20 protein-coding genes and 1 pseudogene are annotated in these 18,848 nt (G+C 65.2%); 10 read left to right on the forward strand and 11 right to left on the reverse strand.

Translation table 11 applies throughout. From position 1 onward, the window contains the following. Window positions 1–115: 115 nt before the first annotated feature. The gene (locus PSPA7_RS16835) at window positions 116–2,839 is read right to left on the reverse strand and encodes a winged helix-turn-helix domain-containing protein (RefSeq protein ID WP_012076202.1); all 2,724 of its coding nucleotides are present in this window, start codon (window positions 2,837–2,839) and stop codon (window positions 116–118) included. 2 nt (window positions 2,840–2,841) lie between these two features. Continuing rightward, on the reverse strand, window positions 2,842–5,553 hold the full coding sequence (locus tag PSPA7_RS16840; RefSeq protein ID WP_071535365.1) for a winged helix-turn-helix domain-containing protein: 2,712 nt from the start codon (window positions 5,551–5,553) through the stop codon (window positions 2,842–2,844). 164 nt (window positions 5,554–5,717) lie between these two features. Between PSPA7_RS16840 and pabB the strand changes: the two genes are divergently transcribed. After that, window positions 5,718–7,079 carry an aminodeoxychorismate synthase component I gene (gene pabB / locus PSPA7_RS16845; protein ID WP_041025365.1) on the forward strand — a complete coding sequence of 454 codons (1,362 nt, stop codon included), beginning with the start codon at window positions 5,718–5,720 and terminating at the stop codon, window positions 7,077–7,079. A gap of 39 nt (window positions 7,080–7,118) precedes the next feature. Here the strand turns inward: pabB and thrH are convergent, their stop codons facing one another. Beyond that, window positions 7,119–7,736, reverse strand: a complete 618-nt coding sequence (gene thrH, locus PSPA7_RS16850; RefSeq protein ID WP_012076205.1) for a bifunctional phosphoserine phosphatase/homoserine phosphotransferase ThrH — start codon at window positions 7,734–7,736, stop codon at window positions 7,119–7,121. Between the two features lie 134 nt (window positions 7,737–7,870). On the opposite strand from thrH, the gene PSPA7_RS16855 reads away from it, so the two are divergent. After that, window positions 7,871–8,674, forward strand: a complete 804-nt coding sequence (locus PSPA7_RS16855) for a phosphoadenylyl-sulfate reductase (RefSeq protein WP_079262184.1) — start codon at window positions 7,871–7,873, stop codon at window positions 8,672–8,674. A gap of 63 nt (window positions 8,675–8,737) precedes the next feature. Beyond that, complete coding sequence (locus tag PSPA7_RS16860; protein WP_003152907.1) at window positions 8,738–9,085, forward strand: hypothetical protein; 348 nt, start codon at window positions 8,738–8,740, stop codon at window positions 9,083–9,085. A 56-nt stretch (window positions 9,086–9,141) separates the two neighbouring features. Here PSPA7_RS16860 and cysB read toward each other — a convergent pair whose 3' ends face one another. From cysB to PSPA7_RS16880, 4 genes are all read right to left on the reverse strand, one after another. Further along, window positions 9,142–10,116, reverse strand: a complete 975-nt coding sequence (gene cysB, locus PSPA7_RS16865) for an HTH-type transcriptional regulator CysB (RefSeq protein ID WP_012076207.1) — start codon at window positions 10,114–10,116, stop codon at window positions 9,142–9,144. Between the two features lie 136 nt (window positions 10,117–10,252). Further along, entirely contained in the window at window positions 10,253–10,750 is a 498-nt protein-coding gene (locus PSPA7_RS16870) for a universal stress protein (RefSeq protein ID WP_003152906.1), read from the reverse strand. A gap of 137 nt (window positions 10,751–10,887) precedes the next feature. After that, on the reverse strand, window positions 10,888–11,835 hold the full coding sequence (locus PSPA7_RS16875; RefSeq protein WP_012076209.1) for a putative 2-dehydropantoate 2-reductase: 948 nt from the start codon (window positions 11,833–11,835) through the stop codon (window positions 10,888–10,890). Continuing rightward, entirely contained in the window at window positions 11,835–12,191 is a 357-nt protein-coding gene (locus PSPA7_RS16880; RefSeq protein WP_033997303.1) for a YbbN family protein, read from the reverse strand. Before PSPA7_RS16880 ends, PSPA7_RS16875 begins: the two co-directional genes overlap by 1 nt. A 320-nt stretch (window positions 12,192–12,511) precedes the next feature. Here PSPA7_RS16880 and PSPA7_RS16885 point away from each other — a divergent pair, with 320 nt between their 5' ends. Continuing rightward, window positions 12,512–13,588, forward strand: a complete 1,077-nt coding sequence (locus PSPA7_RS16885; RefSeq protein ID WP_003152901.1) for a 3-deoxy-7-phosphoheptulonate synthase — start codon at window positions 12,512–12,514, stop codon at window positions 13,586–13,588. 58 nt (window positions 13,589–13,646) lie between these two features. On the opposite strand, the gene PSPA7_RS16890 is transcribed toward PSPA7_RS16885, so the two are convergent. Continuing rightward, window positions 13,647–13,931, reverse strand: a complete 285-nt coding sequence (locus PSPA7_RS16890; RefSeq protein ID WP_003087762.1) for a GNAT family N-acetyltransferase — start codon at window positions 13,929–13,931, stop codon at window positions 13,647–13,649. 437 nt (window positions 13,932–14,368) lie between these two features. Between PSPA7_RS16890 and PSPA7_RS16895 the strand changes: the two genes are divergently transcribed. Both PSPA7_RS16895 and PSPA7_RS16900 read left to right on the forward strand, forming a co-directional pair. Then, entirely contained in the window at window positions 14,369–15,058 is a 690-nt protein-coding gene (locus tag PSPA7_RS16895) for a crotonase/enoyl-CoA hydratase family protein (protein ID WP_012076210.1), read from the forward strand. 150 nt (window positions 15,059–15,208) lie between these two features. Beyond that, window positions 15,209–15,397 carry a hypothetical protein gene (locus PSPA7_RS16900; RefSeq protein WP_003152898.1) on the forward strand — a complete coding sequence of 63 codons (189 nt, stop codon included), beginning with the start codon at window positions 15,209–15,211 and terminating at the stop codon, window positions 15,395–15,397. A gap of 66 nt (window positions 15,398–15,463) precedes the next feature. On the opposite strand, the gene PSPA7_RS16905 is transcribed toward PSPA7_RS16900, so the two are convergent. Continuing rightward, entirely contained in the window at window positions 15,464–15,970 is a 507-nt protein-coding gene (locus PSPA7_RS16905; protein ID WP_003152896.1) for a macro domain-containing protein, read from the reverse strand. Between the two features lie 210 nt (window positions 15,971–16,180). Here PSPA7_RS16905 and PSPA7_RS16910 point away from each other — a divergent pair, with 210 nt between their 5' ends. The 3 genes from PSPA7_RS16910 to PSPA7_RS16920 all read left to right on the forward strand — a co-directional run bounded on the left by PSPA7_RS16910 (window position 16,181) and on the right by PSPA7_RS16920 (window position 17,284). Then, complete coding sequence (locus PSPA7_RS16910) at window positions 16,181–16,666, forward strand: hypothetical protein (RefSeq protein ID WP_003152894.1); 486 nt, start codon at window positions 16,181–16,183, stop codon at window positions 16,664–16,666. A gap of 132 nt (window positions 16,667–16,798) precedes the next feature. Then, window positions 16,799–17,017, forward strand: coding sequence for a hypothetical protein (locus PSPA7_RS16915; protein ID WP_012076211.1), 219 nt, complete (start codon window positions 16,799–16,801; stop codon window positions 17,015–17,017). A 27-nt stretch (window positions 17,018–17,044) separates the two neighbouring features. Further along, a complete protein-coding gene (locus PSPA7_RS16920) occupies window positions 17,045–17,284 on the forward strand; it encodes a hypothetical protein (RefSeq protein WP_012076212.1) in 240 nt (79 codons plus the stop codon). 56 nt (window positions 17,285–17,340) lie between these two features. Here PSPA7_RS16920 and PSPA7_RS16925 read toward each other — a convergent pair whose 3' ends face one another. After that, on the reverse strand, window positions 17,341–18,063 hold the full coding sequence (locus PSPA7_RS16925) for an amidotransferase (protein ID WP_012076213.1): 723 nt from the start codon (window positions 18,061–18,063) through the stop codon (window positions 17,341–17,343). Between the two features lie 245 nt (window positions 18,064–18,308). On the opposite strand from PSPA7_RS16925, the gene PSPA7_RS16930 reads away from it, so the two are divergent. Continuing rightward, on the forward strand, window positions 18,309–18,680 hold the full coding sequence (locus PSPA7_RS16930; RefSeq protein ID WP_003152886.1) for a glutaredoxin family protein: 372 nt from the start codon (window positions 18,309–18,311) through the stop codon (window positions 18,678–18,680). Here PSPA7_RS16930 and PSPA7_RS33045 read toward each other — a convergent pair. Beyond that, window positions 18,650–18,823: pseudogene (locus PSPA7_RS33045) on the reverse strand (hypothetical protein); the annotation flags it as partial. The gene PSPA7_RS16930 and the pseudogene PSPA7_RS33045 overlap by 31 nt on opposite strands. Window positions 18,824–18,848: the final 25 nt, after the last annotated feature.

Here is an 18,848-nt window from a genome sequence, read left to right on the forward strand (position 1 = left end):
TGTCCCGGACATGGATGCGGTAGAGCGTCATGCTCTCTCGTCCCGGTTTCCAAGCTACTGGGCCACCCCCTGCACCGCCAGCCCATCCAAGGGATGGAGCGATGGCGGGACATATTCACGCCTCGCTCAGCAACCCCAGGCTTTTACCCTTTAGTACGGCTTGCGTTCTGCTCTTCACCCCCAGCTTGGCGAACAGGTTGTGCAGGTGCCATTTGATGGTGGCTTCCGACAGGTGCACCGCCTGCGCGATATCACGATTCGACAAGCCCGCCGCCACCAGCCGCAGGATTTCCCTTTCGCGATGGCTAACATCCTGATTTTCATCGAAACTCTCCGGATCCACGGAGAGTTTCCGGCACTGTTCGCGAAGCAGGTCGGCCAGTCCCTGCCAGGCTGCCGCGCGCTTGGGCTCCGCCTCCCGCCAGCTTTCCCACATCGGCAGCAACCACAAAGCATCGTCCTGGAACAGCCGCCGGTAGCCGAGATTCCAGGCTTCCTCGAGCGTGGCGAGGAACAGGCCGATGGCTTTTTCGCTGTTACCTTTCTGCCAATACGCCACAGAAAGTAACAGGGACAAACGCAGCCGCCGGTCCCTCTGGTAGGCCGAAGAGTAGCCGGCCAGACAGCCTTCCAGCTTACTCTGGGCGCGTTCGGCATGCCGCTCGGACAATGCCAGGCGCGCCTCCGCCAGGACCAGGGCGGTCTGCGCGTCGGCATGCCGTTCGCCGGAGAGCCCGGCCAGGTGTCGTTCCAGTTGCAGGCAGACCCGTTCGGCCTCGTTGGGCCGGCGCAGCCACAGAAGGAACTGCACCTTGCAGCTCATGGCATGAGCGTAGACGCGCTCGTAGCCAGGCGAGAGCAAGCCGCCCAGCCACTCGTCGAGTTGCGCCAGGCCCTGTTCGGCGGCGCCGGAAAAGAAGCGCGCCCTGGCCATCACCAACTGGCCGCGGCTGAGCAGTTCGACGGGTGTCGCGACGTCCCGCCAGACCGTCGCCAGCGGTAGCTCGGCAAGCACGCCGGCGTGCCGGTCCTGCTCGTAGAGCAGATCGGCGTAGGCCAGCGACAGCGGACCGCCGACCCGGCTGCGGCGGCCGAAGACCTGCTCGACCCGGTTGCGCGCCGACTCGGCGATCGCCCTTCCCCGCTCCAGGTCGCCGCTCTCCTTGCAGATCAGCGACTCGATCAGGCTGGTCACCACCTGCAGGTATTCGCTGTCGGCGACCTTCAGGTCCTCACGCGCCGAACCGATGGCGCCGGCAGCCTCGGCGTAGTCGCCGAGCAGGGCGTACGCCGAGGCCTGCACGCAGAGCAGGCTGGCGCGGAACACCGGCTGGTTGCTCGGCACCATCGACAGCCAGTGACGGGCGACCTTCAGGCAGGCTTCCAGCTTGTCCTGGTAGAGCAGCACCAGGGCCTTGAGCACCTGGGCCGCGGCGAGCAACTCACCGAGGCCGAAATGCATGACCTTGCCGCGTCCCTGCAGGAGACGGTGGCTGACCTCTTCGATCAGCGCCTCGGCCTCGGCGAAACGCTGCTCGAACGCCAGTTGCCAGGCGTAGAAGATCTGGAACACCGGATGTTCGCGGATCACCTCGGAAGGAATGCCGTTGAGCATGCCAAGGATGCCGTACACCCGGTTGCCGGCGATCAGGCGCGCGCCCTGCCGCTCCAGCAGTTCGGCGGCGAACAGGTAGTCGCGGGCGCGCAGGGCATACTTGATCGCCCGGTCGGCCATGTCGCGCCCCTCGCACCAGCGCGCCGCCGCATGCAGCAACGGGGTCGGGTCGGCATGCCGGGACAGGCGCCCCTGGAGGAACTCGGCGAACAGGTGGTGATAGCGGAACCACTCGCGCTGGTCGTCCAGGGCGATGACGAACAACTGCTCGTTCTGCAGGCGCATGAGCATGTCCAGGCCATCGCGGCGGCCGGTCAGCGCGTTGCACAGCTCGGCGTTGAACTCGTCGAGCACCGAGGTCTGGTCGAGGAACAGCTGCAGGTCGGCGGGCAGGCTGGCCAGTACGTCCTCGGCCAGGTAGTCGGCGATGTTCCGTTCGGTCCCCGAGAGACCACGGAGGAAGCCTTCCCGATCGGTATTGCGGCTCAACGCCAGGGCTGCCAGGTGCAGCGCCGTGATCCAGCCCTCGGTGCGCTTGAACAGCAGCTTGAGCTCGCGCTCGCCCAGATCCAGCCCCTTGAGTTCGAGAAGGAAGGCATCGCTTTCCTCGCGCGAAAGGCGCAGGTCTTCCGCGCTCAGGCAGAAGGTCCAGGGCTTGAGGGTCGGTTCGTCGACCAGGAAGCGCGGCCGGAAACGGGTCGAGGCGACCACCCGCACATGGTCGGGCAGATTCTCCACCAGGTAACGGACGCCATGCGGCAAGGCGGCGTGGCGAATCCGGTGGAAATCGTCGAGGAACAGGTACAGCGGCCCCTCCAGGCGCCGCAGGTCGGCGAGGAAGGCATCCAGGATACCCTCCAGCGGTACCGCGACATCGGCCCCCAGAAGGTTGGCGGTATTGCCGCCGAAGGTCGGCACCACGCTCTGGATGCTCGCCAGCAGGTACTGGATGAGACGCTGCGGCTCGCTGTCGGTCTCGTCGCAGGACAACCAGGCCACCGCCGCGCCCTGCTCCAGCAGACGCAGGCGCAGCTGGCAGAGGATGGTGCTCTTGCCGAACCCGGCCGGCGCGCTGAGGACCAGCGCGCGCCGCGCGCGGGCCTCGTACAGGCGGTCGATCAGCGCCTGCCGGGGCAGCAGCGGGAGTCCGCCGGCGTTCGGCGGGAACAGCTTGGTCTGCAACAGCGGAATGGCGCTGGCGGAAGCTCCGTCGCGAATCGTCATGGTCAGAGCAGGCTCAATTCGCGGGCCCGCCGGATCGCCTGGGTGCGATTGCGCACCTTGAGCTTTTCGTAGATGTTGTGCAGATGCCATTTGACGGTCCCCAGGGCCAGCGACAGGCGCTGGCCTATTTCTTCGTTGGATAGACCCTGTGCGGCCAGGCAGACCACTTCGCGCTCGCGCTCCGTCAGTCCTTCCTCGAGCGCATCCTGGGGTTTGCGCACGCCCTGCCCCGGCCAGATGCCGAGCAGGCCGCGGATGAACGCCTGCAATGCCGGCTGGCGCTCGGTGGACTCGAGCTGCTGGAGCAACTGGCGGATTCCCTCGCCCTCTTCGACGAAGAGGCTGCGCACCCCTTCGCGCTCGGCGTTGATCAGGCATTCGCCGAGCAGGCTGTTGGCCCGTTCCTGATAGCCCAGGCGCTGGTAGCTGAGCGCCGCCAGGATGTCCAGGCGCAGACGCTGCAGGCCGTGCCAGCCGGGCTGCAGGGTGCCGCGCAACTGAGTGATCTCGTGCAAGGCTTCGCTGAAATGCCCGCGCCCCTGCAACAGGCGCACACGGGTCACGCCCAGCGACCAGTTGACCGGGTTGAAGGCCATGTTGCGGTAGTGCGCGGCCATCTTGTTCCAGTCCACGCTCTTCAGCCGCTGCTCGGCGCGCTTCAGGCGATCGGGCCCGACGTCCTGGAGGATCAGGTTGATTTCCTCGGCCATGGCCTGGGCGAAGAAACGCCACGACTGGTTGCGCGAGGCCAGGGCCTGCATCGCCGCAAGGCTGGCCAGCGCCTCCTTCGGGCGGCCGAGCAGACGCTGGGTGCGCGCCAGGCAGATCTGTCCCTGGGCATAGAAGTCGATCGGGTTGATCACGTCCACATGTCCCAGCGCCCAGCCCAGACGCTCCTCGAGGCCCTCTAGCTCGACCCGGTAGTAGGCGGTCAGGGCTTCGGTGATGGTGGGCAGGGCCAGGGCGCTCCTGGACTTCTCGAACAGAGGCTGGGCGCGCTGCCGGAGCCGCTCGATGAGAAGTTGCGCCTGCTTCACCTGGCCCTGCTCCAGGGCCAGGATCACCTCGACGTTGGCCAGCTGCATGTCCAGGTAGCGCCCTTCGAGGAAATGATTGCGCTGCTGCGCCAGCCCCAGCAGACGTCGCGCCTGGTCGGCCTGGCCGCGCACCACCTGGGCCAGCGCGGCGGTGATCAGAACAGCCACTTCGAGGAAGGCGGCGTTCTGGCCGAGCTGTACCTCCACCCGGCGCGCCAGGGAGATGCACAGTTCCAGGTCATCCTTCTGCAGCGCGACCACGGCTTTCACCGCCAGCGCCGACAGGTACTGGTCGCCCATCGGACCGTCGCCGCGACTTTCGCCCCAACGCGCGAGCAGCTCGTCGATGATCCGGTTGGCGTCGCCCAGGCTCAGGTCGCTGGCGCGCGACCAGGCATCGGTGAGCACCAGGATCGGATAACGTTCGGCAATTTCGTCCGGCACGTGCTTGCGCCAACGATAGATCAGGCTGAGCTGCCCGCGGTTGATCAGCTCCAGGCCGCAACCGTCGACCAGCGCGGCGATCATTTCCGGATCCTCCGCGGCGCAGGCGTGCTCGATGGCGAAGGTGGGCATGTGGTGGTTGGTGAACCACAGGCTGGCGTTGAAATGCAGTTGCTTGAAGCGGTCCGGGTCGGACTCGCGCAGGCGGGTACGGAGGAACTCGGCGAACAGTAGGTGGAAGCGATACCACTGCCGCTCGCGATCCAGCGGCAGGAGGAAGAGCTGCATGGATTCCAGGCGTTCCAGCAGCGCCTGGCCGTCCTGCCGCCCGGTCAGGGCATTGGCCAGGTCACCGCTCAACTGGCTGGCCACCCCCAATGCCAGCAGCGCTTGCTGCAGGTCGTCGGGCAGGCGCTCGAAGACCGCCGCCAGCAGATAGGCGCTGACCGCTTGCTTGTCGCCGTCCAGCAGGGCCATCTGCTGATCCTGGACTTGCGGCTGCTGGCGCAGCCACAGGCTGACGAGATGTACGCCGACCACCCAGCCCTCGGTCTGGCCATGCAGCGCCTTGAGGCAGGCCTCGTCCAGGTAGAGCCCGCTGCGCTCGAGGTATTCGCGGGTTTCCTCGAAACCGAGGCGCAATTCCTCGACGCCGATCTCCAGCAACAGCCCCTTGGCCCGCCAGGTGGCCAGGCTCAATGGCGGCTGCGAGCGCGTACCCAGGGCCAGGACCAGACCGGGTGGCGCGTACTGCACCAGGCGGTTGAGGCCGGCGAAAATGTCGGGGTTGCTCACCAGGTGCAGGTCGTCCAGCACCAGCAGCAGGGGCCGCGCATGGCGATTGAGCTCGCCGAGCAGGCTTTCGATGACCGCCACCACCGGTACCCGCATGGTGTTCTGCAGATAGGACTGGGCGTCGTCGCCCAACTGCGGTACAGCTTCGCCAACGGCTTCGATGAGTTGCCGGCAGAAACGCGCGGGATCGTCGTCCTCCTCGGCCAGCGACAGCCAGGCCACCGCCTGGTCTGCTACAGTGCGCTCCCTGGCCAGGGCCGCGAGCGCACAGGTCTTGCCGAAGCCGGCAGGCGCGGAAAACATCAGAACGCGGGAATGAGGGTTGCGATCCAGCAGAGCGCGGATCGCGGGGCGAAGAGAATATTCGGCTGGCACCTGAGGCGGCACTATTCTGGAGCGCGAAAGGCTGCCGGCTGCTGGATCCTGTACTGCATCCACGGCCTGTATCCCTGTGTCATTATCATTGTGGTACGGAGCCAAATCTCCGTGGGATATTTCCATAATTAGCAGATCACCCTTCTTACGTAAACTGAAGAAATGGCTCTAGGATCGACGATTCCGGCGAACTAGAATTCCTGATTGTCCCACTACCCCCACTTTCCATGCCCAGTTGTCATGTTCACCCGTTGCCCTACCACAGCGACCCGAGCTGTCGTTTCGCCATCATCCACGAGGCTCCCGGCGCGGTAATGCTCGATTCGGGTCGCCCTGTCGCTACCCGTGGACGCTATGACCTTATGAGCGCCTGGCCATTGGCAGAACTGGCGCCACTGCCCGACGAATCGGCCAACCGCTTCTTCGCCCGCCTACGCGAAGCGGCCGGAACCCTGGGCCCCACGCAGCTGCCAGCGCCGTACGAACTGCCCTTCGCCGGCGGTCTGCTGGGCTATTTATCCTACGACCTGGGTCGGCGCATCGAGCGCATCGGCGAACACGCCCGCGATGACCTGGGCCTGCCGCTGGCCTCCGTCGGCCTGTATGCCTGGGCGCTGATCAGCGACCACCAGGCCGGCACCAGCCAACTGGTATTCCACCCGCGATTGGACAAGCGCGAACGCCAGCGCCTGATCGCCCTGTTCAGCGAGGAAACGCAAGGCACGGCCGGCAACTTCAAGCTTCTGGGAAAATTCCGACGGAGCATCAGCGCATCCGACTATCGGCAGGCGATCCGCCGCATCCAGGACTACATCCAGGCCGGCGACTGCTACCAGGTGAACTACAGCCAGCGCTTCCAGGCCGCCTGCAGTGGCTCGCCCTGGGCGGCCTACCAGGCCCTGCGTCGCGCCTGCCCGACGCCGTTCTCCGGCTACCTGCGACTGGCCGGCGGGGCGATCCTCAGCCTCTCGCCGGAGCGCTTCCTCAGGCTCAGCCAGGGGCAGGTGGAGACCCGTCCGATCAAGGGCACCCGCCCCCGTGGCGAGACGCCTGCGGAGGATGCGGCGCTGGCCACCTCGCTGCTGTCCAGTCCCAAGGACCGCGCGGAAAACCTGATGATCGTCGACCTCCTGCGCAACGACCTCGGCCGCAGCTGCCGCCCCGGCAGCGTGCGGGTGCCGGAACTGTTCGCCCTGGAAAGCTACCCCAACGTGCACCACCTGGTGAGCAGCGTCACCGGCGAACTGGCGTCCGACAAGGACGCCCTCGACCTGCTGGAAGGCAGCTTTCCCGGGGGCTCGATCACCGGCGCCCCGAAGATCCGCGCCATGCAGATCATCGACGAACTGGAGCCGAGTCGCCGCGGCATCTACTGCGGCAGCCTGTTCTACCTGGACGTGCGTGGCGAGATGGACAGCTCGATCGCCATCCGCACCCTGTTGGTCAAGGATGGCCAGGTCAGTTGCTGGGGCGGCGGCGGCATCGTCGCCGACTCACGCTGGGAAGAGGAATACCAGGAGACCCTGGACAAGGTCAGGGTCCTGCTGGACACCCTGGAAGGGCTGGCCGCCAGCCGCCCGCTGGAATGAAAGAAGCCCGCGGCAGGCGGGCTTCTTCCGCAGCGTCGGTTACAGGCTCAGTGAACGACTGGAAGCCTTGAGGAACTCGCGCTTGAGGTCCTCGTAGCTATGCACCGCGGGAAACTGCGGGAACTCGCGGATCACGTTTTCCGGCGCATGGAAAAGGATACCGGCATGGGCCTCGGACAGCATGCTGGTGTCGTTGTAGGAGTCGCCGGCGGCGATCACACGATAGTAGAGGCTCTTGAAGGCGATCACCGACTGTCGCTTGGGATCTTTCTGGCGCAACTGGTAGCCGACCACGCGGTCGCTTTCGTCGATCTCCAGCTTGTGGCACAGCAGGGTCGGAAAGCCCAACTGGCGCATCAGCGGCTGGGAGAACTCATAGAAGGTGTCGGAGAGGATGACCACCTGGAAGCGCTCGCGCAGCCAGTCGACGAACTCCACCGCGCCTTCCAGCGGCTTCAGCGTGGCGATCACCTCCTGGATGTCGCCCAGCTTCAAGCCATGCTCGTCGAGGATGCGCAGGCGCTGCTTCATCAGCACGTCATAGTCCGGGATATCGCGGGTTGTCGCCTTCAGCGCGTCGATGCCGGTTTTCTCCGCAAACGCGATCCAGATTTCCGGAACCAGCACGCCTTCCAGGTCAAGACAGGCAATTTCCACAGGACTCTCCTCGAAATTCTCTGAACGATGGGGTGACGACGGACGCGGCACTCTAGCCGCTCGCCGACGGCAAGGCAACGCCAGCTTATTCCACGAACGAAGGTAGACAAAGGTAAATGGTTATTTAGGGCCATATGCCGCCCTTTGCTACCATTCCCGCCACAGAGCGCGACAGCGCCGCCCAGCACCAGGACCCCAGCCCGATGAGCCAGCCGTTTGACGTTCTCGCCCTCGCCTCCCGCCTTGCCGACCAATCCCCCCAGGAGATCCTGAAAGCCGCCTTCGAACATTTCGGCGATGACCTGTGGATCTCCTTCAGCGGCGCCGAAGACGTCGTCCTGGTGGACATGGCCTGGAAGCTCAACCGCAACGTGAAGGTGTTCAGCCTCGATACCGGCCGCCTGCATCCGGAAACCTACCGTTTCATCGACCAGGTCCGCGAACACTACGGCATCGCCATCGACGTGCTCTCCCCCGACCCGCGCCTGCTCGAACCGCTGGTCAGGGAAAAGGGCCTGTTCAGCTTCTACAGGGATGGCCATGGCGAGTGCTGCGGAGTGCGCAAGATCGAACCGCTCAAGCGCAAGCTCGCCGGCGTTCGCGCCTGGGCCACCGGCCAGCGACGCGACCAGAGCCCTGGCACGCGCAGCCAGGTGGCGGTGCTGGAGATCGACGGTGCCTTTTCCACCGCGGAAAAGCCGCTGTACAAGTTCAACCCGCTGTCGGCCATGACCAGCGAGGAAGTCTGGGGCTACATCCGCATGCTCGAGCTGCCCTACAACAGCCTGCACGAGCGCGGCTACATCAGTATCGGCTGCGAGCCCTGCACCCGCCCCGTGCTGCCCAACCAGCACGAGCGCGAGGGCCGCTGGTGGTGGGAGGAAGCCACCCACAAGGAATGCGGCCTGCACGCCGGCAATCTGATCAGCAAGGCCTGAAAGCGTCGATAGGCGTATGCAATCGGGGTAAAGTGCGGGTCGAACCCCGAGCGGAGACCCAGCATGCGCATCACCATGGTCAAGAAAGTCCTCGCCGACGGCGAGGACTGCCGCAAGTGCAAGGAAGTCCGGCAACGTCTGGAGCAAGGCGGCTACCTGCCGCGCATCCATCGCACCCTGGTGGCCGACGAGCGCGACCCGAACAGCGTCGGCTGGATGGTGGCCGCGCAGTATGGCGTGGACACCGCGCCGTTCTTCGTGGTTCGCCACGACGACGGGCGCGAGCAGGTCTACACCGTGTTCATGAGCTTCCTCCATGAAATCCTCGAACCGCAGGCGGAGAAAGCCGCGGATGCCGATCGCGAGGCCCTGGCCAGGCTGGCCGGACGCGACAATCTCGACATGCTCTGAAGGCCGGCCATGAAAAAGCCCAGCCTGGCGCCGGGCTTTTTCATGGCTGGAGGCGATCAGTAGACCGGCAGCTCGATACCGTCGAACAGCTCGTCCAGCTCGGCCTTGTTGTGGCACTGCACGGCCTTGGCCAGCAGTTCGCGGGTCAGGTGCGGGGCGAATTTCTCGATGAAATCGCACATGAAGCCACGCAGGAAGGTGCCGCGGCGGAAGCCGATCTTGGTCACGCTGGACTCGAAGAGGTGGCTGGCGTCGAGAGTCACCAGGTCGTTGTCGAGCTTCGGGTCGACCGCCATGTGCGCCACGATACCCACCCCCAGGCCCAGCCTCACGTAGGTCTTGATCACGTCGGCATCGGCGGCGGTGAACACCACCTTGGGCACCAGGCCGCGCTGGCTGAATGCCTCGTCGAGCTTGGAGCGCCCGGTGAAGCCGAACACGTAGGTGACGATCGGCTGCTCGGCCAGGGCTTCCAGGGTCAGCTTCGGCAGCTTGGTCAGTGGATGGCCATGGGGCACGATCACGCAACGGTTCCAGCGATAGCAGGGCATCATGATCAGGTCGCCGAACAGTTCCAGCGCCTCGGTGGCGATGGCGAAGTCGACGGTGCCGTCGGCGGCCATCTCGGCGATCTGCATCGGCGTACCCTGGTGCATGTGCAGGGAAACGTCCGGATACTGCTTGATGAACCCACTGATCACGTTGGGTAGCGCGTATCGCGCCTGGGTGTGGGTGGTGGCGATGGACAGCGTGCCCTTCTTCTCGTTGGAGAACTCCTGGGCGATCTGCTTGATGCTCTCGACCTTGCGCAGGATCTCGCCCGCGGTATGGATGATCCGCTCGCCCGCCGGCGTCACCCGGGTCAGGTGCTTGCCGCTGCGCGCGAACACCTCGACGCCCAGTTCGTCCTCCAGCAGGCGGATCTGCTTGCTGATGCCCGGCTGCGAGGTGTAGAGGCTTTGCGCCGTGGCGGAGACGTTGAGGTCGTGGTGCGCAACCTCCCAGATATAGCGCAGTTGCTGAAGCTTCATGGAGATTCCTCGAAAAGGTTGTCGCGACCGGCGATCAAGAACCGTAGGTATATAACCATATTAATGGTTTGAGGAATAAAATTAGACGTTTTTTCTGATTCTGCACGCTTTTTCGCCAGGCCGGTCACGCCGCGATTCACAGGTCGCGGCTGCGGTGCTGCAGCATCGGCACCAGGTAGACCGGCACTTCGGCCAGTTGCACCAGGCGCGCCGCGGTCCGTCCCAGCGGCGTGTCGAGCTGGGTGCCGTGGCTGTGGCTACCGGCGACGATCAGGTCGACGGCCAGCCGTTCCGCCTCGTCGAGGATCATCTGCGGCGGATCGCCCTGTACCACCCGCACGCTCTTGACCAGCGCGGCGTCCTGGGGCAGTTCGCCAAGCTCGTCGCGAAAACCTTCCAGGACACGCTTCTCGATGCTCTCCATGACGTTGTCCAGACCCTGCGTGCGAAGGTCCTGCAGGCGCTCGGTGTCCAGGTAGGTCTGCAGGACCGACTCGGCGAACAACCCGAGCGGCTCCACCACATGGACGACATAGAGTTCGGCATTGTAGGCGCGGGTCAACGACAGGGCGTGCTGCAGGACGTACGGGGCATAGAGCCCCAGGTCGGTGGCATAGAGAATCGAACGAATCATGCGGCCTCCTCGACAGCCTGCGCGGCGGGCCTCATTGGCAGATTAGCAGCAAGCATCCATTCTCCTAGCGTTCCCTGCTGTTTCGGGCTTTTTCCAGCCATGTCGCCGAGCGCCCCATCCGGGGGCGTCGCGTTTGTTCAGCGTCCTCGCGCTTCGAGGAAGCGCAACGCCTGGTGCAGCGCCTCTACCCTGGGCATGTCGCATCCCCTGGCGGCGGCCCGCGCCAGAGGTGCAGCATAGATCGCCGCGAGTTCCAGCGGACGCCGCTGGGCGAAGTCGTGGTACATGCTCGGGCGATAATCGGGCATCCGCTCGGTCGCCGCCAGCAACTGTCCGGCATAGCCAGGCGGCAGGAGGAAGCCGCAGGCAGCGGCGGCGTCGATGACCTCCTGCATCATCGCCTCGATCAGCGCCCGGCTGTCCAGGTCGGCCATCAGCGGCGCGGTGCTGCTGTCCAGCAATACCGACAGCCCGTTGTAGGGGATGTTCCACACCAGCTTCTGCCAGCGCGCCTGCTCCAGGTCCGGCATCGCCGTCGATTCCAGGCCGGCGGCGCGGAACAGCGCGGCCCCCTCCTCGACGATCTCGCCTCGTCGCGACTGCTCGGCCGGGCCGGAATGATAGCCGAGGTTCACCCCGCCATAAGCCTGGTGCTCGATCACTCCCGGCTCGCTGCGGTGCACGCAGATGAAACAGAGGCCGCCGAGCAGATGCAGGCTTTCGGGCAGCAACGGGCGCAACTGTTCCTCGACGTCCAGGCCGTTCTGCAACAGCAGCACCTTCGCGCCCTCCGCCGCCGCCGCGCTGATCAGCGGCGCGAGCTGGGCGTTGCTGGTGGTCTTGGCGCCCACCAGCAACCAGTCGCAGGGCGGCATGTCCTGCGCCGAATGGTAGGCCTGGACCGGCGCCAGGCGCCGCGTGCCATGCACCGCGCTGTTCAGGGTCAGGCCGGCGCGACTGACCGCCTCGAACTCGCTGCGCAGGAGAAAATGCACATCGTGGCCGGCATGCGCCAGCATCGATCCATAGAAGCCGCCGATGGCTCCCGTACCGATGATGCCGATCCGCCGCTGCGTTGGTTTCATCAGGGCAACTCCTCAGGTGAACCGGACAATCCCGCCAGTACCGCGCCCCGCAGGGCCTCGCGTTGCAGCGGGACATTCAAGGCGCCGTGGAAACAGCCGTCGCGAACCACGAACAGGGCTGGCAGGTGGAAAACCCCGTAGCGCTCCACCAGTCCGCCGTTGCGACCGGCATCCACCCAGCACAGGCGCTCGACGGGGAGATCCAGGTCACCGAGGTGACGCCGCGCCCATCGGCAGGAAGCGCACCCTTCGCCGGTGAAAACCAGCAGGGAAACCCCTGGCAGGGCGAGCAATCGCTGGTCGGCGTCCAGATCGGTGAGTTCCAGGGACGGCACGCTGTTGACCTCGGTAGAGATGGATTGGGAAAAGCGCTGCCGGTGCGTTCGCCGCTGCTCCCGCCGAGCGTTGGGCCAGGGCCCCGCCTCGCCTGCGGGCGCCGCGCCACCGTAGCGCCTGCACACTATCGACCGCGGCGGCGACGCCTGCAACTGCGGCGACGCCTGGGCGAAGAAATCTCCCGGCGCGCGGGAAAAACCCCGCCCATCCGCGTCCGGCCCATTGTCTAGGCCCGGCCCGACACGTTAAGGTTCGTCTCCCCGCTTGCGAACTTCATGCCTGCGCCCTTTCGCAGGGGGACTCCCGGCGGCCGGCGCCCGTGACCTGATTGAGTACCACGATGGCTGATTTACAGATCGACGACCTTAACGTTGCCTCCAACGAGACCCTGATCACGCCGGAGCAGCTCAAGCGTGAAATCCCCCTGACCGACAAGGCCCTGCAGACCGTGGCCCACGGTCGCCAGGTGGTGCGCGACATCCTCGACGGCAAGGACCACCGTCTGTTCGTGGTGATCGGCCCGTGCTCCATCCACGACATCAAGGCCGCCCACGAATACGCCGACCGCCTCAAGGCACTCGCGGCCGAAGTGGCGGATACGCTGTTCCTGGTCATGCGCGTGTACTTCGAGAAGCCACGCACCACGGTCGGCTGGAAAGGCCTGATCAACGATCCGTACCTGGACGACTCGTTCAAGATCCAGGATGGCCTGCACATCGGCCGGCAACTGCTCCGCGACCTCGCCGAGAAAGGCCTGCCCACCGCTACCGAAGCGCTCGACCCGATCTCCCCGCAGTACCTGCAGGACCTGATCAGTTGGTCGGCGATCGGCGCGCGCACCACCGAATCGCAAACCCACCGCGAGATGGCCTCCGGCCTGTCGTCCGCGGTCGGTTTCAAGAATGGTACCGACGGCAGCCTGACCGTGGCGATCAACGCCCTGCAATCGGTCTCCAGCCCGCACCGTTTCCTCGGCATCAACCAGCAGGGCGGCGTATCCATCGTCACCACCAAGGGCAACCGCTACGGCCACGTGGTGCTGCGCGGCGGCAACGGCAAGCCGAACTACGACTCGGTCAGCGTCGCCCTCTGCGAACAGGACCTGAACAAGGCCAAGGTCCCGCTGAACATCATGGTCGACTGCAGCCACGCCAACTCCAACAAGGACCCGGCCCTGCAACCGCTGGTGATGGACAACGTCAGCAACCAAATCGTCGAGGGTAACAATTCGATCGTCGGCCTGATGGTGGAAAGCCATCTGGGCTGGGGCAGCCAGCCGATCCCGAAGGACCTCGGCCAGTTGCAGTACGGCGTCTCCATCACCGACGCCTGCATCGACTGGGCGGCCACCGAGAAGAGTATCCGCAGCATGCACGCCAAGCTCAGGGACGTATTGCCGAAACGCCAGCGCGGCTGAGCGTGGGGTAAACGAAAACGCCGGGCATCCGCCCGGCGTTCTTCCTTGCGCGCCTCGCTCAGGCGGCGGGATCGGCCTGCCGCTGGCGCCGTTCGATGTAGCGCTCCACGTAGGAGCAGGACGGGATCACGCTGTAGCCCATGCGATCGGCATACTGCAGGGCATGCTCGGTCAGCGCGGCGGCGATCCCGCGGCCACGCAGCGAATCCGGCACGAAGGTCCGGTAGATGTCCAGGGTCTGCTTGCCCAGGTCCATGTAGGCCAGATAGGCGCGATGGCCATCCACCGTCGTTTCGAACTGATGGCCGCCCACGTCGTGATGGATGGACAGGGACTCGCTCACTTTGATCTCCTCAACGGGCCCGCAACCCGACCCGCGCCTGAATGATTGTTCCACGCGAGGCCATCCCTCGCGCTACCGGCCCTCCTCGGACCACCGAATACCTTCGTCCGCTCGCGTCCCCACGGCGAATGGCGCCCGGCGGAGTCCTCGAAACGGCTGACTCGCGCTCATGCGCGGCCGGACTAACGATAGGGCCCATATTGCGGCCTTCCCCGACCAGACTCAACCGTTTCTTCTGGCAGGCCGGGCAATGCCGGGCTCGGAGCCTTCGTGGCGGCTTCCGGCGTCCACTCCGCTTCGCCACGCACCGGCAGGTCCAGACCCGCAGCAGAACCTCGCGAGCCCGGCCCGGCATGACCCATGGGTCAGCCAAAGCGCTTTACGCAGGCTGCGCCCCTCAATAAAGTCTGCCCCACTCCACCACAAGGAAACCTGTCATGAGCGAGTTGATCAGCTACCAGTTCGAAGACGGCATCGCCACCCTGACCCTCAGCAACGGCAAGGTAAACGCCATCTCGCCGGCGCTGATCGACGCCTTCAACCAGGCACTCGACCAGGCCCAGCAGGACAAGGCCGTGGTCATCGTCACCGGGCAACCGGGCATCCTTTCCGGCGGCTACGACCTGAAGGTCATGACCTCCGGCCCGGAAAACGCCGTCAACCTGGTCACCGCCGGTTCTACCCTGGCCCGCCGCCTGCTCTCCCACCCCTATCCGGTGATCGTCGCCTGCCCCGGGCACGCGGTCGCCAAGGGCGCCTTCCTGCTGCTTTCGGTCGACTACCGCATCGGCGTCGACGGGCCGTTCCAGATCGGCCTGAACGAAGTCGCCATCGGCATGACCATGCATCACGTCGGCATCGAACTGGCGCGCGACCGCCTGCGCAAGTCGGCGTTCACCCGCTCGGTGATCAATGCCGAGATGTTCAGCCCCTCCGCCGCGGTCGACGCCGGCTTCCTCGACGTCCTGGTCAGCCCCGAGCAGTTGCTGGAGACCGCGAAGAGCGCGGCCCACCAACTGAAGAAACTCAACATGACCGCGCACCGCAACACCAAGCTCAAGGTGCGCAAGGCGCTGCTGGACACCCTCGACCAGGCGATCGAACTGGACAGGAAACACCTGGGCTGAACAGCCCCGCCCGATGAAGAGCCCGACCCGCGTCGGGCTTTTTTACGACAGATAATTACCTATAAGGTAATAGTTACTCTTATAAAGCGCAGTTTTTCAAAAATTATTACGGATCATACTGATGACATCCAAGGAAAACCGGAGGTCATCATGAAACGCAATGTCTTCGCCACTCTCCTGCTCGGCCTGGTCGCCAGCCTTTCCCTGCCGGGTGCCTTCGCCGACGAGTCCAGCCTGATGGAAAACCGCATGGTCCGGTTGAACCAGCACGCCATCGAACAGGCCCACCAGCAGCAGGCCATCGCGCCGGCTGCGAGCGATAGCGATGCGCAGGGCTGAGCCCCCTCGCCCGCTCATGCCCACTCGTAGAACCTGAAAAGCCCGGCGGATGCCGGGCTTCTTCGTTCAGGCCAGCTTCTCGTCGGCCGCCACGCCCTTGCGATAGACCTCGTAGAGAATCACCGGGATCTCCAGGTCGGCGAGATGACGCAGCACCAGCGGCTTGACCTCGGACCAGGCCAGCCCGCCCACGCCAGTCGCCACGCAGGGCAAGGCGAGGCTGCTCACCCCTTCGCTGCGCACGTAGCGAGCCAGTTCGCGCAGGGCGTGGCCGACATCCTCCAGGCTCGCCTTGCCCGGCTTGGCGCTGCGTCCGCTGTGCAGCATGCCCTGGGTGATCAGGTTGACGATGCACTGCGTCCTGCCCTGTTCGTCGACCCCGGCCCAGACCCAGATGCCGCCCGGCTCGGGTGCCCTGGCATGGGCTGCGTGGCGGTAGTCGCGGACCATCGACGGCCAACGCTCGCGCAAGGCCAGGGCCAGGCCGCTGTCGAAATGATCCTGGGGAGCGATGCCATGGGCGATCACCTGCGCCCCGGAAAGCAGAATGTCACCTTCAACTTCACGAATCATGAGCGTTTCCTTCTTGGCTTCGGGCTGGCGCGGCGTGCGCCGCCTTGCATCTTTCACCGTACGCCTCGCCCACCGGCGCCAGTTGATGCGCATCAAGGGTCGCCGGGACCACCCCGCGCCTGGCCGACTAGACTGCATGCGGGGGAACCTTGGGGGCGCCTCGCCCCTCCATTGGTTTCCAGCGTTTCACCATGACAAGGAAAATCCGCCATGCCGAAATGGATTGCACTTTGCCTGCTCCCGCTGTTGGCAAGCTGCGCCACCTGCCGCCAGGAAAACGACAGGGAGAAACTGCTGTTCGAGAATGACATGCTGCAGGCGAAGCTGATCATCGTCGCCAATGACCGCGAACGCCTGCCCCTGGCCCAGGCCCTGCTCGAGCGCGCCGCGCGCGACGATCGCAGTGGCGAGGCGGACTTCTATCAGGCGGTCCTGCTCGCCCGCCGCGACGGCCAGGCCAGCGACTGCGAACGCGTCACCGGCCTGCTCGAACGCTCCGCCAGGCGGGGCTACCCGCTGGCCAATGCGATGCTCTACAAGATCTACGCCGAACCCTACCTGCTGCCGCGTGCCGACATTCCCAGGGCCGAATCCTACCGGCAGGCCTACGCCGACCTGCCGGTGGCGCGCAGCGGCTACCCTTCCTTCGAGCGGGCCCGGCAGGTGGTCGACCGGCTGCTCGCGCCGACCTCCTGAGCGCTGCGGGCCCAGGATCCCTCCGCCTAAATCATCATTTCTGTCGATAGTTGATAGCGCGATAATTCGTTATTCAATCGAATTTCCATCCGCGATCCTATGCCCATCGAGGTATCGATCACGGAAGCCGCCATGAAACGTCGCAGCCCACGCCACTATGCCCGCAACACCGCCCTGGCCACCCTGGGTCTGTACGCCATCCTCATGCTGGTCGTGCTGAGCCTCCTCGCCGGCGCCGAAAGCGCCAGGAACGCCACACCCGACAACGACACCGCCACGACCTTCTACAACCAGATCGGCCAGGCCCTGCCAGGGCTGCTCTCGGGGTTGAACAGTCGACGCGCCGGTTGAACGCCGGCTTCTTTCCCGGGAAACAGCATGAGAAGGCAAACAAGGAAATTCTGGATCGTCGCCTCCCTGGCGATATTGACCAATGGCTATTCGCTGCTCGGCCTGGCCCAAGGCTCGGCGGGTGCGCTGGCGCGCACCCTCGAATGCAACCAGGCGATGGTTCGCGCGCTGGCGGCCAACCTGGCGCTGAAGTTGCAGAGCGGCACCCCGCCGGCACGCCCGCAGCGCGGGATCCCTGAGCGCTTCATCCTCGACTGCCCGGCCTGAAACGAAAACGCCGCCAACCCCGGGAGGCTGGCGGCGCTCGTATGGCGCGGGCCGGCTCAGGCGCCGGTTGGCTGGCGCGCGACGAAGCGCATCATCCATTCGGCGACGACGGTGCCCTGGTGGTCCCTCGCCAGGCTCTCGACCCCCTTGCGATAGAGCTCCTCGCCCAGGTGCTGCTGGCGCAGTTCGAGCAGTTCGCGGGAATAGTCGTGGACGAACTCGGGATGGCCCTGGAAGCACAGCACCTGGTCGCCGATGGCGTAGGCGGCGTAGGGACAGAAGTCGCTGGAAGCGATCACCCGCGCGTTTTCCGGCAGCCGGGTAACCTGGTCCTGGTGGCTGATCAACAGAGTCAGGTCCGGCAGCGCGGGACTCATCCAATCGGCTCGCTCGTTCAACTGGTACTGGTGGATGCCCATGCCCCACCCCTGGCTGGCGCGCTCGGCCTTGCCACCGAGCAGCAAGGCCAGCAACTGGTGGCCGAAACACACGCCGAGGAGCTTGTCGCCGCGCTCGTAGCGGTCCAGGAGGAAGGTCTTCAGGGTCTGGATCCACGGGTCGGGAGCGAAGGAGTCGGCCTTGCTGCCGGTCACCAGGTAGGCGTCGAAGCGCTCGTCCTCCGCCGGATAGCGTCCCTCCACCACATTGTGGATGACGAACTCGGCAGCGATCGGCTGCTTGGCGAACAGTTGCTGGAACATCCGGCCGTAGCCCTCGTACCGCTCGATCAGTTCGGGGCGAAGGATATCGGTTTCCAGGATACAGATGCGGAGCGACATAAAGACTCTCTGAAGAAGTGGGGTTATTGTCGTTTTCGTTTGATTTAATTAACACAGGAGCGCAGGCAAGGGAACTGTCGCCCTGCTCTCGAAAGGAATATCCGGACGATTCGCCAAAAAACAAGCGACCGGCAGAAAGTTTCCCGAGGCGCGCAACCGTAAAGAAATCTGCACAGGGGACGGAAGGCCTCCCCACACCCGGAACCGCCACGTAAACTGGCGGTTTTTCCCGCGAGGCACATGCCATGTTGCTCAAGGCAATACGTAACGGACTGGGTCAGGCGATCATCTTCGCCGACTTCGTCAGCCGCCCCCGCAAGCTGCAGCGCAGCGCCGAGGCCCAGGCCGAGGTCGAGCGAGCGCTGCGGAGCCTGTCCCTCTACCAGTTCCGCGCCTGTCCGTTCTGCGTGAAGACGCGCCGCGCCATGCACCGCCTCAACCTGCCGGTGCAACTCAAGGACGCCATGAACGATCCGCAGGCCCGCCAGGCCCTGCTGGAAGGCGGCGGCAAGGTCAAGGTGCCGTGCCTGCGCATCGAGGAAAACGGACAGGTGCGCTGGATGTACGAGTCCAACGAGATCATCGCCTATCTGGAGGGCCGTTTCGCCAACGCCTGAATGCCCCCTCCACCGCCCCCGGCCGCGTCCAGGGGCAGGCGATGGATCAGCACACGCGCCGGTACCTCGTCCTCGCGCCCCGCAACAGGCGTCTTACTTCGCGGAGCCGGGTTGCGCCGGGGGATTCGGGCGTGACGCATCCGCCCCGGTTCGCGACCATGAGAAAAC

Origin of the sequence: Pseudomonas paraeruginosa PA7 (assembly GCF_000017205.1) — a bacterium.
GTDB lineage: Bacteria > Pseudomonadota > Gammaproteobacteria > Pseudomonadales > Pseudomonadaceae > Pseudomonas > Pseudomonas paraeruginosa.